Here is a 15174-nt window from a genome sequence, read left to right on the forward strand (position 1 = left end):
TCCTGTAGGGGCGAAGCATTCGGGCAATAACCTATCGATGAAACCGTAGATTTTCTATCCGAATGCTTCGCCCGTACTTTTTGCCGCAAACCCTAACTAGACATATCTCACCACCTCTTGCATGAGTGCCTCTTGCATGAGTGCCTATCCTAACCAGGAAATTAATTTTGTTCTACTACTTAGGGTTGGCTGAAAATTACTGGAAGCCTTACTAGAAAACGGTTTTGAGACTTTTTTAGCCAAAAAAGTGCCAGAAACAAACGTTGAGAAATCGCTCCGAGGGACTCAAAACCCTTGCACTTTCCGGAGACGAACGCAAAGGGTTCCGCTTCCAGGCACGTCAGGTCATTGTGTTATTCTGACTTCCTCTCCTGTCTCGGAGTCTCCTGTCTCCTGACTCCTAACCCCACCAACAAACTTTTTGCCGCAAACCCTACTTAAGAGGATTGGCGCTGATTTTTTCGTAGGCGCGATCGATAATTCCCCGACCGCGCAAAAAGCCGGTATTAGCTCCCGGACAAAGATAGGAGAGGGTTTCTGGGCTAAAACGGTCTAAAATGGCCTCTTGCGATCGCAATTGCCGCAGCCAGTGGAAAGTTTTCGCGGTCTGTAGGGGTCGCGGTTGACCCTTGGTGTCGGGGAGAAGATGACGACCGGTAAATAAAACCCCCCCGTGATGGTGCCAGTAGAGACAGGAGGAGCCGGGAGAATGGCCGGGAGTCCAAAAACCGCTACAAGTGGGAGATAACTGGATTTGCTGCTGAAAAACCGTAATTTGACGGTGAGGAAGCAGATAAGCTTCCTGTTCCTGTAGAATAATCTCACAATTAAGCCAACTTTGCAGAAGATCGCTCTGTTTCCCCTGACCCCCGCGATGGGTAAAAAATAGGTAACGGACCCCTTTTTCTAGGAGAAAATCCCGCTCGCTCTCCTCACAGCTAGGACAATCCACCAGAATATTGCCGGTATTTTCTACAATAAGATAAGAGGTTCCCCCTAGGGTTTCCCGATTAGGCGAGAAAGCGTATAAACCTTCTAGAATTAATCGAGGGGGTTTTGTGGTTTTGCTAACCTCTAAAGGAGACGATTCGGTTTCCGATCGCATGGTTTGCCTATCCAAATCACAATCAATGCGGTTTACAATTTAGCACGATCGATGACCGGGCTGGCTGAAATTGGCCACCTTTTACTAAAGAGAAAAGAGCCGATATGGAAATGTGGTTGTTATTAGGGATTCTGGGCGGTTTCACTTATTTTATCGTCAAGCGTAGCGTGGCCAAAATCACGACAACACCAATTTGGTTAATTTGGTTAGTCCTGATGACTCCGGCTCTTATTTGGACCGGCTGGACGTTAATCTATGGAGAGGATACCCCCATGCCGGCATTTTTGCTGATCGGCCCTTTTGTGATCTGCCCTTTTTTGTACTGGTGGCTAGTACACAAGGGTCGGGTTATTCCCCAAGAAAGCCCCCCATCACCACCGGAAACAGCGAATTTAGTCCTAGAAAATATTGATAATCCTGCACCTAAAAATAATTTAAAACCGATCACTGCCGAAGAGGAAAAATCCCTACGAGATTGTTTTCCTTGGGGTATTTATTATCTGCAAAATATCGATTATCGTCCCCAGGCAATTCTCTGTCGGGGGAAATTGCGAGCGGTTCCCGAAGAAGCTTATCAAGTGATTAAAAACAATGTGGAGAAGGTTTTTGGTGATCGCTTTTTATTGCTTTTCCAAGAAAGTTTTCAGGGACAACCTTTTTTCGCTCTTGTGGCTAATCCCTGGCAGCAAAAAACAGAAACTATAGAAACTGAAAAAATTACTCGCCCCGTTCTTGCCCTGGGTTTATTGTTATTAACTCTCTTAACTACCACGGTTATCGGTGCGGGATTAAGTGGCATTACCGCCCAACAATTAGAAAATAATTCTAGTTTATTATTGCAAGGTTTACCCTACAGTTTAGGCTTAATTGCTATTTTAGGACTGCACGAATTCAGCCATTATTTGACAGCAGTTAAATATAAAATTAAAACTACCTTGCCCTATTTTATCCCCATTCCTTTCTTCCTAGGCACCTTCGGGGCTTTTATTCAAATGCGATCGCCTGTACCCACCCGCAAAGCTTTATTTGATGTGGCGGTGGCCGGTCCTTTGGGGGGTATAATTATCGCTATTCCTCTACTGTTTTGGGGGTTGTCCCTCTCGGAAATAGTTCCCCTAACTAATCAAAGCAGTTTATTAAATTTTCAGGCCTTAAATCCGCAGTTTTCTTTGCTCTTGTCTATCCTAGCTAAACTAGCCCTCGGCAGTAATTTAATCGCCGGAAAAGCCATCCATTTACATCCTTTAGCGGTAGCTGGTTATGTGGGAATTATCGTTACAGCCCTAAATTTAATGCCCGTGGGTCAATTGGATGGTGGTCATATTGTTCACGCCATGTATGGGCAGAAAACCGCCATAATTATCGGTCAATTAACTCGATTATTCATGTTTATTTTAGCCCTAGTGAAACCAGATTTTTTACTCTGGGCGATTATCCTCTTATTAATGCCAGTCAGCGATCAACCTGCTTTAAATGATGTGACTGAATTGGATAATAAACGAGATTTATTAGGTTTATTTTCCCTGGCTTTGTTATTAAGTATTTTGCTGCCCCTTCCCGAAGCGGTGGCCCGTTGGTGGGGGATGTAAGCGACCGCATCAATCAACCTGAGTTCCGGGAAAATTATCGGTCAGTTAGGGGATAAAATCCCTATCTCCTACGTCAATGTGAGTTCGATGACCCTCACCCTCGATCACTTTAATCCACAAAGCTGAAGGCTGACAACTGATCACCGATCACTGATATATGGTTCTCAAGGCTAATTCTCGCAGAAAAAAGCGAGTTTCTCTGAAAGCGAAGTTAGGCAAATCTAGGTTAAAATTGCTGGCTATTCCGCTAATTTTGGCGAGTTTAGGCTGGTTATACCACGATTTACGTCAGCAGTGGCTAAAACCGGAAGCGATTTTTGTTTTGGGAGGTCATGCCGATCGAGAACGTTTTGCGGCAAAATTGGCTAAGGAATATCCCGATCTACCGATTTGGGTGTCTTCCGGTAGTCCGCGACGATATGTGAGAAAGATTTTTAAAAAAGCGGGAATTCCCCCAGAACGTCTCCATCTCGATTACAATGCGCGAGATACTGTCACTAACTTTACTAGCCTAGCCGATCAACTGAAAGCCCAAGGTATTGATAGTGTCTATCTAGTCACTTCCGATAATCACATGAGAAGGGCGCGATTAGTGGGAGAAATTGTTTTTGGTAGTCGCGGAATTGTGATTAAACCGGTGACTGTTCCCACCCAATCACCCCCCGAACCCCTAGAAAAGTCCCTCAGAGACGGTTTTAGGGCAATATTATGGGTAATAAGCGGTTCCACTGGGGAATTTTGGCTAGAATCCGCTTCTAGTTCCCATCTCCGATCAAAATAAAATTATCTTGACAAAATACTCACTTTATGTTAAGCAAAAACACCATTTTCGCCATCTTATTGATTTTTGTGCCGCTATCGATCGCCGGTTCGCTGTTACACTGGGGCGGAACAGTTGTTTTTATCACTGCTTGTCTAGCCATTATCCCCCTAGCGGCCTACATGGGGGAAGCCACCGAAGCGATTGCGGTGGTGGTCGGGCCGAATATTGGCGGTTTGATGAATGCCACCTTTGGCAATGCCACAGAATTAATTCTCGCCTATGTCGCTTTGCGGGAAGGTTTTATCGATGTGGTAAAAGCGACGATTACTGGCTCAATTATCGGTAATTTACTCTTAGTTATGGGATTATCGATGTTTTTAGGCGGTTTACGCTTCAAAGAACAGGAATTTCAACCGATAACCGCTCGTTTAAATGCTTCAGCCATGAATTTAGCGGTGGTGGCGCTCCTTTTACCCACTGCCGTGGAATTTACCTCCACGGGAGTCGGGGAAATAGTCCTGCAGCGTCTATCCGTGGCCGTGGCAGCGGTGTTGATTTTCGTCTATGGTTTAAGTCTCTTATTTTCCATGAAAACCCACACCTATCTCTACGATGTCGGGGTTGTCGGTATCGAGGAGGAAAGCACCGGAGAAAACCCCGAAAAGCCGAAAGTCTGGTTTTGGTCTTTGATTTTATTGATCGTTACTATCGCCGTGGCCGTAGAATCGGAGTTATTGGTGGCATCCCTAGAGGAGGCTACGGAACAGCTAGGTTTAACGGCACTGTTTACTGGGGTAATTCTTTTGCCTATTATCGGTAATGCGGCCGAACACGCTACGGCCGTCACCGTCGCTCTTAAGAATAAAATGGATCTATCGGTATCTGTGGCCGTCGGGTCCAGTATGCAGATCGCCCTGTTTGTGGCTCCGGTTTTGGTTATCATGGGTTATATTATCGGTCAGCCCATGGATCTAAATTTTAATCCCTTTGAGTTGGTGGCAGTGGCTGTAGCGGTGTGGTTGGCTAATTCGATTAGTAGTGATGGGCGATCGAATTGGTTAGAAGGAATGTTACTCTTAGCTACCTATGCTATCCTGGCCTTGGCTTTCTTTTTCCATCCTCTCACCGCTTAAAGTTATTTCTTGGAGATATATAGACAATGACGGACGCTTTCGCTTAAGGGAGTGGTAAAACTGGCAATTTCGAGGATTTTACCACCAGCTTTCCCTAAATTCTTCTCTAAACTCGAACTATCCTCCGACGACCACTGACCACGATAGAGGATAGCGATTCCGGTCTTTTTCAGGAAAGGCAAAGCATAGTTAACACAGATATCCACATTAGCTACCGCTCGCAAACAGACGATATCGTAAGCACAGTTATGTTTAGGGTTTTTCCCGACGATTTCCGCCCGACCTAAACGAGTTTTCGTGTTATTTAACTCTAATTTGTCAATAACTTCTTCAAGAAAATTAATCTTTTTTTGGGTGGAATCCAAGAGAGTCACCGACCAATGGGTATATGCGATCGCAATTGGCACCCCCGGAAATCCGGCCCCGGTCCCCAAATCGATGACTGATAGGGATTTTGTCAATAAATCTGGCTGGGATTTTTGTAACCAAGCTAAACCCGATAAAGAATCCCAAAGATGTTTTTCCCAAAACTCCTCCGGTTGGGTAATTCGAGTGAGATTAAAACGTTGATTACCCTCTAAAATCAAGTCATAAAGTTGTTGAAATCGCGCTTGTATGGCCCCATCGGGTTGCCATTCTAGGGTTTCTTGCCAAAGGTCAAATAATTCAGGAAGGATCATTAATTCAGTTATCAGTTATCAGTTATCAGTTATCAGTTATCAGTTATCAGGTATGAGGAGAGTGGGGAAATTTCAACTAATACCGCAAAACCCGAAAACCTCAACTATCTGTTTTTTCACTTTTTAATTCCCTCAAATGTCCTTGTTCAATTTTCCAGTGACGGTCAGCAATGGGGAGTAATTCTCCGGCATCGTGACTAACTACCAATAAAGTCCAGTGTTGTTTGAGACTAGCGAGAAGTTTAGCCAATTGACGACGCATCGACCAATCTAAACCGGCCGTAGGTTCATCGAGAAGTAACAGATTAGGCTGCCGGATTAACTGGACAGCGAGGGATAAACGACGCTGTTGACCTCCACTAAGATTGTGGGGAGAAGTATCCAGAGGAATATTTTCTAATCCTACCTCCTTTAAGGCCGCCGTTAGGCGATCGCTTTTAATCTCCGGATGACCGAGACGCAACTCCTCAAGGATGGTTTTACCGCAAAAATGACGTTCAGGAAACTGAAAAACGATTCCTCCTAATTGTTGCAGGTGCAGCACCGTTAATTCTTGGTCGCGCCAGTGAATTGTCCCTCCTGTTTTATCGGCAAAGCCTGCTAGAATTTCCAAAAGAGTCGTTTTTCCAGAACCACTGGGGCCAACAATCAGGCCTAATTCTTGGGGGGCTAATTCGAGATTAATCCCCTGTAAAATGGGATTGAGAGCAGCGGGAGGATGATAAACCACATCTTTGAGATAAAGCATTGACAGGAAAATAACTGGAAATTAAGTCTAGAAACTCGTTTCTATTGTGACAGATTTTTTCATTCGCTCAAGGAGACTTTTGACCATGGTGCTGAGGTTAGGTTTAACGAAAAAAATGGCGATCGGTGCTTCGCTGGCTGTTATGGTAATGGTTAACTGGATTGGTCCTGGGTTAGCCGGAGATCCTTTCCGCAAAAACAATCCCCGACCGATTGGCGATAAGACCGAGGCCGCTTTTAACGCTATTTTTAAACAAGGTAACTATCTAGAGGCAAAAAAATTAATTGTTGAGGCCACAGAAAAGGAACCCCAAGAACCTTTGTCCCATGCTATGCGCGCCTCTCTTGCTTTTACCGACCAGGATTGGAACACCCTAAAAACCTACTCCGAGAAAACTAAGGAAGCGGCCAAGCAAATGCAGGCCAGCGACCCCTTAAGGGGAAATTTGTATCTAGCGGTGGGGAGTTTTTTAGAGGGAACCTACGTTTTTCAAACCGAAGGAGCAGTATCGGCTATCCCCAGATTACAACAGGTGTTTCAGTATTTGGAAACCGCAGAAAAGGTTAATTCTACGGATCCGGAATTGAACCTGTTAAAGGGTTATATGGATTTGATTTTAGCGGTTAATCTGCCCTTTTCTAGTCCTCAAGAGGCAATTCAACGGCTAGAAACCTACGGAAGTCCTGATTACTTGGTTGATCGAGGTATCGCTCTAGCTTACCGGGATTTAAAGCAGTACGATCAGGCTTTGCAGTTTATCGATAACGCTCTGAAAGCGACCCCCGATAATCCGGAATTAATGTATCTGAAGGGTCAAATCCTGAGAAGTCAAGGCAATACGGATAAAAATACCGGCTCTTTGAAACTGGCACTAGATTACTTTAATAATGCCCTGAAAAAACAGGAACAACTCCCCGAATCGGTCAAAAAACAGTTAAATCGCGAACACCGTAAGGTACAGGAGGAGATTAAATCCCTAGAAAACACGGCTAATCGTTAAAAAACGCCTAAAAATAGTCAATATTTGGTTTTTTTATCAGTTATCAGTTTTTGAAGGCAATAGGCAGCCGTCAAGGGTGCATCTCACATTTGCAGGAATACCGACAATCAGGAATTGTCAGTGACTCTTAGATGATGACAAATGTATCAGCAGCTGCGTGTAAGCATCTCACCGAAAAGCTAATGCGCTCCGGGGTTTGGGGGGTAGAACCCCCCAAAAGCTGGGATTGAGTGATAAAATCGGAAGTAATGCCCGATTTTAGCCGAGAGTTTCCCCGTAAAAATCCCAATTGGTAGATTGACAAAAATGAGATGCACCCGCCGTCAAATTTTGCCAAAACAGAAAATCTCCTCTTATGGTATATAAAGTAAAGGATTATTAAGCTTCGCGGAAGTTTAATAATTAAAGTTAAAAATATATTGACAAAAAAATTGGCTTGTGGTAAGGAGCAGAATTTAGCCAAACCTCCTAGCTGATTTCTTGTCAAGGGTTCACCTAAGTGTAATTGGAGATTTCATGACGGCAACGACGGATAAATTGCATGGGGAGTTGATCACCTCGATCGAGCCAGACTTTAAACTGAAAGATATTATTAAAACCATTCCCAAAGAATATTTCCAGAAAGACCCAGTTAAAGCTTGGTTTGGAGTGATTACGAATATTTTGGCGGTCATTGCGGGTTATGCAATGCTAGTTTATTCTCCCTGGTATTTACTGCCTTTAGCTTGGATTTTCACTGGTACAGCTTTAACGGGATTTTTTGTGATCGCGCATGATTGCGGTCATCGGTCTTTTTCCAATCGACCCTGGGTTAATGATCTTGTCGGTCATATTTTCCTCTTACCGCTTATCTATCCCTTCCACTGCTGGCGTTTCCTGCACGATCGCCATCATACTAAAACTAACATGGTAACTATAGATAATGCTTGGGATCCGTGGGAATTAGAAGCTTTTAACTCGGCCAATCCCTTAGTGCGTCTCTTTTATCGCGGCATTCGCGGACGTTTCTGGTGGCTTGGTTCGATCGCCCACTGGGCTATTCTACACTTCAACATCGAACAATTCAAGGAGAACGAACGGGAAAAAGCCCGCTTTTCGATGATTGTCGTCCTAGTTTTTGCCGCTATTTTTTTCCCAACCCTCATTTTCTACACTGGTGTCTGGGGATTGGTTAAATTTTGGGTGGTACCTTGGTTTGTCTATCATTTTTGGATGAGTACCTTTACCCTTGTCCATCACACAGACCCCGATATTCAATTTTTCCATCCCGAAGACTGGAATCAAGCTTTAGCGCAACTAGAAGGGACAGTTCACTGTAGCTATCCCCGTTGGGTAGAAATTCTCTGTCACGATATTAATGTCCATATCCCCCATCATATCTCGACGGCGATTCCTTCCTATAACCTCCGCAAAGTTCACGCTAGTCTCAAAGAAAATTGGGGTAGTCACCTGAAAGAAACCGAGTTTTCTTGGGCATTAATGAAGCGAATCGTTGATTATTGCCATATTTTCGACTCCGAAACCGCCTACAAAACCTTTAAGGAAAGCGGCGGTTAAATCAGTGATCAGTTATCAGTTATCAGTTATCAGTTATCAGTGGGTAAGTTATCAGCTATCAGATTTGAGTTTGAAGTGACAGTATTAAATAGGGTTTGCGTCAAAAAGTTTTTCCTAGGGGCAGGGTGTGGGGTGTGGGGTGTAGGGTTTTACCGATTTTCAGGTGGTCAACTACCTAATTTTCAGGGAAAAAGTACCTGAATTTTCCCCCTGATCACTCCCAGTCCGGGACTTTTTGATTGACAAAAAGTCTAAAAGTCTTACCCAACAAGGTTTTTAGTAATTTTCAGCAAACCCTAAATAGAAGTTTCCTATTACTGTTTACTGATCACTGAAAAAAGATTACCAGTAACTGCGTTTACCATTGGGCATAACTGTTAACCAATTGGTTTTTGCCAGGGCGATTTGTTCTTGAGTTACTTGGGCATCAGAGAGATTAGCCCCGCAAAGATTAGCATCTTTGAGATTAGCGTAGCGAAGATGGGCTCCGGTGAGATTAGCCCCGCGTAAATCGGCCTTTTCTAGGTCTGCATAACCGAGATAGGCATTATTTAAATTGGTACTTTTGAGAATAGCTTGACTGAGATTAGCCCGGCCCAGATCCGCATTGGACAGATTTGCCCCTTGTAAATTAGCTCCTGTTAATTTGGATTGACAGAAATTGACGCCCAAAAGTTTGGCTTTGGCCAGATTGAGATTGGGTAATTCCTCTTGGGCGAAATTGCGCCGGCCGTCATTGTAAGCATCGAGAATCGCTTTTTCATCTAAGCGGGGTTTTTTCTTCAGTAAGGTTAGCTCTGTGCTGCTGCGGGCTTTACTTTTATTCAATACATTTGTATTAGAAAGTGAAAAAGCCATCTGTCCCCCCAGCATATTATCTGGAGAGGCCTCTGGATTTTTATTTTTGGGACGAAATTTAGACTTGAGAGGGACAGAAACGGAGGAAGTGGCTATCGAACCTGAATCTTGTCGGGGGGGCTGGGAAGTAACCATTGCAGCGGCGATTAAACTTTGGGCTAGACTGTCGGCATAAGCCGTCATGTCTAAAGCATCCATTACCTCTTGAGCGGATTTGTAGCGATGACGGACAGAGACTTCCAGCATTGTTTTCAGGACTTTAGCAAACTGGGGACTCACCTTGACTAATTTTTCCCAGAGTAATTCACCTGTATTAATATCAACTTCGATCGCTTTAGGAGATTTGCCCGTGAGTAGATAGAGACAGGTAGCTCCCACCGCGTAGATATCACTAGCGTAAACCGGACGCATGGCCATCTGTTCGGGGGGGGCAAAACCTTGGGTACCCACGGCAAAATTAGTGAAAGCGGTTTGAGAATCGGCATTGGCCATGACGGTATTAACTTGATTTTTGACGGCCCCGAAGTCAATCAGAACCAATTTTCGGTCTGTTTGCCGACGAACTAGGTTAGCGGGTTTGATATCCCGATGAATTACCTTTTGCTCGTGGACATATTTCAAAATCGGCAAGAGTTCACTTAAAAACTGTTTGACTCCCGCTTCGCTAAACGGTCCGCGTTTTTTGACCTCTTGGTGCAGGTTATGACCTTTAACGTATTCTTGAACTAGATAAAACTGTTGATTATCTTCAAAATAGTCCAATAATCGGGGAATCTGCGGATGAACTCCCAGTTTTGACAAGGTTTCCGCTTCTCGATCAAAAAGCTCCTTGGCCATGCGAAAAACACTAGCATCTTTAGGGGGAGGTTGCAGTTGTTTGACCACACAGAGGGGCTTATCTGGTAGGGACAGATCCGATGAAACAAAAGTTGCCCCAAACCCTCCTTTCCCCAAAATGCGTAGGGTTTGATAGCGGTCGTGCAGAAGAAGTTTTGAACCGCAACTCTCGCAGATTAACGCTGTCGGGGCGTTTTTCGGTTGAGTACAGTTGGGATTAAGGCAGTAGGTCATCTAGAGTCACCAATTGACCGATACTTTTTTACTAACACACCTTAACAATGCACTTTAAGAGATTCTCCTCAAGAGGGGGTATCTCCCAAAGTCTAAAGCCAGAGGCCTCAGACAATCAAAGCGCCTGTAACGCCTTTTCTGTGTCATTGCTTAGTCAAGACAGGGGCAACTTATCAAGATAGGGGTTGCTCCCTAACGGGGATTTTTACCTAAACTCCTCCAGTCTATCACGGATATTAACATTGGCTACTTGTGCCAATTGTCAACTAATGTTAGCTTTTCTTGACAATTAATCCTCCCTCATCACTTTTTCACTTTCATCAAAGCGGCCCGGGCCTGTTCGCGGTCATCGAAAGGGATTTTTTCCGTCCCCAAAATTTGATAATCTTCGTGACCTTTACCCGCAATAATTACTCCGTCTCCCGGTTGCGCTGCTTGAATGGCCGTGTCAATGGCCAAAGCGCGATCGCTAATTACCTGAACAGTAATTTCTGAGGGAATGCCAGCGACGATATCCTGAAGGATTCGTTCGGGAGACTCTGTGCGGGGATTATCGGAGGTAACTATGGCTAAATCTGCTAATTCTGCGGCTATTTTCCCCATTAACGGCCGTTTTGTCCGATCTCGATCGCCGCCACAACCAAAAACACAAATCATCCGACCAGAAATAAAAGGCCGGGAAGCTTTTAAAACATTCTCTAAACTGTCGGGAGTATGGGCATAATCGACAATGACGCTGATATCTTGGTCAGGAGCGATGCTAACCCGTTCCATCCGCCCCGGTACTCCTGAAAACTGGGGAATTTGGGCGATTACTGTCTCTAAATCTACACCACATTCTAACACTGTCGCCACCGCCGCTAAGAGATTAGCCAGATTATATTGACCCACCAGAGGAGAAGCAAAGGCTATTTCTCCTTGGGGAGTCACCATCACCCCTTCCACTCCCGTGGGTTGATAGTGTAAATCTTTAGTATAAAAATCGGCATTAGCATCGGACACACTATAGGTTAAGACCTGTTGGGGAGACAGGGAGGCCGCTAAACGTTGACCATATTCATCATCAAGGTTAATAATCGCCTTACCTTGCAGATAATCGGGACTAAATAATTTAGCTTTAGCGGCAAAATAATCCTCCATGTCGAGGTGATAATCGAGATGGTCCCGGGTGAGATTGGTAAACACCGTCACGGGAAAAGTACAACCCTGTACCCGTCCCTGGGCCAGTGCATGGGAACTAACTTCCATGACGGCGATTTCATTGCCGGCGCTCACCGCTTTGGCTAAACTGGCTTGTAACTCGTTAGCGAAAGGGGTGGTATGATTAGCGGTTTCTTGGAATCCTTGCCAACGGGTGTAAAGAGTCCCGAATAACGCGGTGGGAATGTTTGCTTGGCTGAGAAAATATTCAATTAAATGGGTGGTGGTGGTTTTGCCGTTGGTTCCCGTCACACCGATTAATTTGAGGGTTTGGGCAGGATAATGATAAAATTTAGCAGCGATCGCAGCAGTAGCAGTAACTAAATCTGCCACAACGATTACGCAAGCATCCTCCGGGGGGGGAAATTTAGCTGCGGCTGCTGGGGAGATAATCGCCGCTACGGCCCCGGTTTCCAAAGCGGAACGCCAGAATTCGCCCCCATCGACGCGAGTACCGGGTAAACCGATAAATAAATCTCCCGGTTGACAAGCATGGGAATTGGTGGAAATTCCTGTAATCTCGGTTTCTAAAGCGATAGGAGAAGAAATCGGGGAAACCAGAGGAATAGTTGTTAAAAGTTCTTGCAGTTTCATAGTCAGGATTGAATCTAGGGATTGCTGCTTTTAGATTAGCCGATAATCCAAGAGGTTCCTAGGCCGAAGTGGGGGTGTGGGGTGTGGGGTGTGGGGTGTGGGGAGAATAAAGCTGCCCTTTGCCCTTTGCCCTTTGCCTTTTGCCTTTTGCCTTTTGCCGACCGGCTCCTGATATCTGCGATAAGCTAAAAAAAACAAGGCTATAGCTTGTCAACTATTGACGATTTTCTGCTGACTATTTTCGGGATATTTATATGCAATTCGTCGATTTTCTGGCTCTCATTCATCCTGTCCTAGGGATAGTGGTCGTTTTCCCTATTATCGGCCTCGTAGTTAACTTTGCTTGGCAAACCCGTCAACGTCGCTTAGAAACGGCTGCGGGAAATAAAAGTAAAATTCCCCCAGTAGTCGGGCCAGAACATCTACGTTTAGGCCGCTGGTTAACGGGTACAGTGGTAGGGGTTAACCTGTTAGCACTAGCTTACTCGGTCGTTTACGGTTTTAATGGTTTTGTCGATAAACAAAAAGAGGGAAAATTAGACTCCTTTCAGGTCATTTTTGTGATTTTGATGTTTTTTGTCACCATTGCCTCTTTGGTCTGTCTCTACCGCGCTAGACAAGCTCTCTGGCGCGGAATTTTTGCCACCTTGACTGGCATGGGTTTAATTATTATCGGTTCTCAGGATGGGGTCTGGCGACTCTCGGCCCAATGGTACTGGTCTCACTACTATATCGGCATGGCGGCATCATTACTGATGATTTTCTCTCTGGCAATTGTCGAAGATATCTATAAAGACCGTTCCCATCGTTGGCGCATCGCCCATACAATTCTCAATTGTATCGCTCTGGCTCTCTTTCTGGGACAAGCCATGACCGGTTCGAGGGATTTGCTGGAAATTCCCCTCAGTTGGCAAAAACCGGCAATTTATCGCTGTGATTTCACCAATAAAACCTGTCCTGAACCGAAATCCTCAACCCCCCTCATCAACCCGATAAGTTAAACCTTTTTAGGGACTGGGAGAGGGAGAGGGTGAAGGAGTCGGGAAATCAATCACACTCAGATGCACCCGCATCGGTATTGATGGGTTCCTCACACCAATTGGCAATCTTATCAAGTTGGGGAAATTCGGGTTTCAGGTTTGGGCTTAATTCAGCCCATTCTACCCCTTGGGTAACAGCCACAGCACCGATACTTGAGGGACAGTCTGTAATTTCGCCCCAATTTTTACCCCAGGCAGCACCGATAAAAGTACCATTATCGGTTTTACCGAGGGAATAGTCAGGAGCAAAGATAAACGCTTGTAGTGTTTGGGTTCCTTTCAGACAAATTTGCGGATTGGCGGAACTAGGGTCATTATAGGCATAAATTTGTAGATTGCCCGGTTCACAAACCGTGGGTGGGCTAACACTGCTGCAGTCGTGTTCGATCGCACCGTTAATATTACCTTTAACATAGAAAGCTACCCGTTGCCCCGGAGTAATGGTAATCTTATCGCTACCACTCAAGTTGATATTATTAACGATATACTCGTACACCTGTACGCTTTTACCGTCAATCGTGCGGGTAGAAGGGGTATCAATAATCGCGCCATCCGCATTTTTTCTGGGAAAAGTTTGAGAAGTATTAAGTAGCGGAATGTTCTGATCAGAGGGAAGGCCGGTGGGAATCAGCGGTAAATTGGGGAAAGGGACATCGACAAATTGTGCTGTGTAGGGGGGATCGGGTTCATCTGTGGGGTTTTTAATCTTATCTTGTTTATTCTCACATTCTGGACTCACCAACTCCTCCACCACATCCCCCTCAAATATAGCAGCACCATCGTTCGCCGTTCCCTCACTTATCCATAAAGCTGGGACCGTTTCGCGGTTAAATGCGGGGAGAGGGGCATCACCAATAGGGATAGTTACCACCACACGGTTACGGGAGGCGGCATTATCGTCACTATCTATATCGGGAAGAGTCTTAGTTAGGTCTGTTGCGGCACTTTTGCGAGAACGTCCTTCCAGGGTGAGAACTCCCCAACCCAATCCCCCCCCTGGGGGGGGATTGGTATCATCGAAATTGTATCCAACCACGCGATAATAACGATTATTATCGAGAGCAACCCATTCATCTGCGCTCAAACCTCTTAATTCATCGATTTTTGCCGTCAAGGTAGCGGCAGCGTTGGGATTACTACAGGAGGAGGCGGCGTCGACTAATTTTCTTAAATGTTTTTGTAAATTGGTACTGGGATTAGCAACCACTTCGGCGTTCTGCCAACAATCGCCGGAAGTACAATTCCTATCAACCGTCGCCATAACTCGAACGCTATTGAGTAGATCCTGCACGCGAGCCAGCCCCACTTCGGAACTTGTTAAACTATCAGCCCGGGCTTTTTGGGCAATTACTTTCGATTGGTCCCCTTGGGCGCGCATCATCATAGTCATTCCTGTCACCATCAGGATAAGTCCAATTAACACGGCAAGGGGCAAGGCAAACCCTTTTTCCTTATTAGCCATCAGGTGAAGACATAAACGATTGTTCATCGAAAATTTTGGGTCTGAAACCCCGTCGTTCTACGACGGCTTTACTGTTAAATATTAGCACATTTACGAAATATATGCTAGAATGTGAGACATGGAAAAAGCCTACTCGTTCCGATTTTACCCCACACCCGAACAAGAGTCGCTATTGCGGCGCACATTGGGCTGTGTAAGATTGGTTTACAATAAGGCACTCCATCTCAGAACACAAGCTTGGTACGAAAAGCAAGAAAGAGTAGGCTACGCTCAAACTTCTTCAATGTTGACCGATTGGAAAAAACAAGAAGAATTAGACTTTCTCAAGGAGGTAAGCTGTGTACCTTTACAACAAGGGTTAAGACACCTACAAA

13 protein-coding genes and 1 pseudogene are annotated in these 15174 nt (G+C 45.1%); 8 read left to right on the forward strand and 6 right to left on the reverse strand.

The genetic code is table 11. The annotated features are described in order from the left end of the window. Positions 1 to 433: 433 nt before the first annotated feature. Entirely contained in the window at positions 434 to 1105 is a 672-nt protein-coding gene (locus IM477_RS03780) for an MBL fold metallo-hydrolase (RefSeq protein WP_287730585.1), read from the reverse strand. A gap of 104 nt (positions 1106 to 1209) precedes the next feature. Here IM477_RS03780 and IM477_RS03785 point away from each other — a divergent pair, with 104 nt between their 5' ends. The 3 genes from IM477_RS03785 to cax all read left to right on the forward strand — a co-directional run bounded on the left by IM477_RS03785 (position 1210) and on the right by cax (position 4590). Then, the gene (locus IM477_RS03785) at positions 1210 to 2694 is read left to right on the forward strand and encodes a site-2 protease family protein (protein ID WP_287730586.1); all 1485 of its coding nucleotides are present in this window, start codon (positions 1210 to 1212) and stop codon (positions 2692 to 2694) included. Between the two features lie 157 nt (positions 2695 to 2851). Further along, positions 2852 to 3475: a YdcF family protein gene (locus IM477_RS03790; protein WP_287730587.1), complete on the forward strand. Its 624-nt coding sequence runs from the start codon at positions 2852 to 2854 to the stop codon at positions 3473 to 3475. 26 nt (positions 3476 to 3501) lie between these two features. After that, complete coding sequence (gene cax, locus IM477_RS03795; protein ID WP_287730588.1) at positions 3502 to 4590, forward strand: calcium/proton exchanger; 1089 nt, start codon at positions 3502 to 3504, stop codon at positions 4588 to 4590. A 2-nt stretch (positions 4591 to 4592) separates the two neighbouring features. Here the strand turns inward: cax and rsmG are convergent, their stop codons facing one another. Further along, positions 4593 to 5270, reverse strand: a complete 678-nt coding sequence (gene rsmG, locus IM477_RS03800) for a 16S rRNA (guanine(527)-N(7))-methyltransferase RsmG (protein ID WP_287730589.1) — start codon at positions 5268 to 5270, stop codon at positions 4593 to 4595. Between the two features lie 100 nt (positions 5271 to 5370). Further along, positions 5371 to 6018, reverse strand: a complete 648-nt coding sequence (locus IM477_RS03805) for an ABC transporter ATP-binding protein (protein WP_002780686.1) — start codon at positions 6016 to 6018, stop codon at positions 5371 to 5373. 85 nt (positions 6019 to 6103) lie between these two features. Between IM477_RS03805 and IM477_RS03810 the strand changes: the two genes are divergently transcribed. From IM477_RS03810 to IM477_RS23280, 3 genes and pseudogenes are all read left to right on the forward strand, one after another. Next, complete coding sequence (locus IM477_RS03810) at positions 6104 to 7018, forward strand: Sll0314/Alr1548 family TPR repeat-containing protein (protein WP_287730590.1); 915 nt, start codon at positions 6104 to 6106, stop codon at positions 7016 to 7018. A 516-nt stretch (positions 7019 to 7534) separates the two neighbouring features. Continuing rightward, positions 7535 to 8575, forward strand: coding sequence for a fatty acid desaturase (locus IM477_RS03815; RefSeq protein WP_287730591.1), 1041 nt, complete (start codon positions 7535 to 7537; stop codon positions 8573 to 8575). A gap of 95 nt (positions 8576 to 8670) precedes the next feature. After that, positions 8671 to 8855 (forward strand): annotated as a pseudogene (locus IM477_RS23280) (hypothetical protein). Positions 8856 to 8917: 62 nt separating this feature from the next. On the opposite strand, the gene IM477_RS03820 reads toward IM477_RS23280, so the two are convergent. Together IM477_RS03820 and IM477_RS03825 are read right to left on the reverse strand one after the other, a co-directional pair. Then, positions 8918 to 10504: a serine/threonine-protein kinase gene (locus IM477_RS03820; RefSeq protein WP_287730592.1), complete on the reverse strand. Its 1587-nt coding sequence runs from the start codon at positions 10502 to 10504 to the stop codon at positions 8918 to 8920. A 303-nt stretch (positions 10505 to 10807) separates the two neighbouring features. Next, the gene (locus IM477_RS03825; protein WP_287730593.1) at positions 10808 to 12298 is read right to left on the reverse strand and encodes a UDP-N-acetylmuramoyl-L-alanyl-D-glutamate--2,6-diaminopimelate ligase; all 1491 of its coding nucleotides are present in this window, start codon (positions 12296 to 12298) and stop codon (positions 10808 to 10810) included. A 254-nt stretch (positions 12299 to 12552) separates the two neighbouring features. Between IM477_RS03825 and IM477_RS03830 the strand changes: the two genes are divergently transcribed. Then, entirely contained in the window at positions 12553 to 13299 is a 747-nt protein-coding gene (locus tag IM477_RS03830) for a DUF4079 domain-containing protein (protein WP_287730594.1), read from the forward strand. A gap of 46 nt (positions 13300 to 13345) precedes the next feature. Here the strand turns inward: IM477_RS03830 and IM477_RS03835 are convergent, their stop codons facing one another. Next, on the reverse strand, positions 13346 to 14827 hold the full coding sequence (locus IM477_RS03835; protein ID WP_287730595.1) for a hypothetical protein: 1482 nt from the start codon (positions 14825 to 14827) through the stop codon (positions 13346 to 13348). Positions 14828 to 14918: 91 nt separating this feature from the next. Here IM477_RS03835 and IM477_RS03840 point away from each other — a divergent pair. Continuing rightward, on the forward strand, positions 14919 to 15174 hold a 256-nt coding region (locus IM477_RS03840), incomplete at its 3' end, for a helix-turn-helix domain-containing protein (RefSeq protein ID WP_287730596.1).

It is taken from the genome of Microcystis sp. M090S1 (assembly GCF_020246295.1).
Lineage (GTDB): Bacteria > Cyanobacteriota > Cyanobacteriia > Cyanobacteriales > Microcystaceae > Microcystis > Microcystis aeruginosa.

What these genes read in the sequence shown, in the direction of transcription:
- IM477_RS03820 (WP_287730592.1), bottom strand. Translation starts at nt 10,504, where the DNA reads ATGACCTACTGCCTTAATCCCAACTGTACTCAACCGAAAAACGCCCCG.
- IM477_RS03785 (WP_287730586.1), top strand. Translation starts at nt 1,210, where the DNA reads ATGGAAATGTGGTTGTTATTAGGGATTCTGGGCGGTTTCACTTATTTT.
- rsmG (WP_287730589.1), bottom strand. Translation starts at nt 5,270, where the DNA reads ATGATCCTTCCTGAATTATTTGACCTTTGGCAAGAAACCCTAGAATGG.
- IM477_RS03780 (WP_287730585.1), bottom strand. Translation starts at nt 1,105, where the DNA reads ATGCGATCGGAAACCGAATCGTCTCCTTTAGAGGTTAGCAAAACCACA.
- IM477_RS03810 (WP_287730590.1), top strand. Translation starts at nt 6,104, where the DNA reads ATGGTGCTGAGGTTAGGTTTAACGAAAAAAATGGCGATCGGTGCTTCG.
- IM477_RS03815 (WP_287730591.1), top strand. Translation starts at nt 7,535, where the DNA reads ATGACGGCAACGACGGATAAATTGCATGGGGAGTTGATCACCTCGATC.
- IM477_RS03830 (WP_287730594.1), top strand. Translation starts at nt 12,553, where the DNA reads ATGCAATTCGTCGATTTTCTGGCTCTCATTCATCCTGTCCTAGGGATA.
- IM477_RS03825 (WP_287730593.1), bottom strand. Translation starts at nt 12,298, where the DNA reads ATGAAACTGCAAGAACTTTTAACAACTATTCCTCTGGTTTCCCCGATT.
- IM477_RS03835 (WP_287730595.1), bottom strand. Translation starts at nt 14,827, where the DNA reads ATGAACAATCGTTTATGTCTTCACCTGATGGCTAATAAGGAAAAAGGG.
- IM477_RS03805 (WP_002780686.1), bottom strand. Translation starts at nt 6,018, where the DNA reads ATGCTTTATCTCAAAGATGTGGTTTATCATCCTCCCGCTGCTCTCAAT.
- IM477_RS03790 (WP_287730587.1), top strand. Translation starts at nt 2,852, where the DNA reads ATGGTTCTCAAGGCTAATTCTCGCAGAAAAAAGCGAGTTTCTCTGAAA.
- cax (WP_287730588.1), top strand. Translation starts at nt 3,502, where the DNA reads ATGTTAAGCAAAAACACCATTTTCGCCATCTTATTGATTTTTGTGCCG.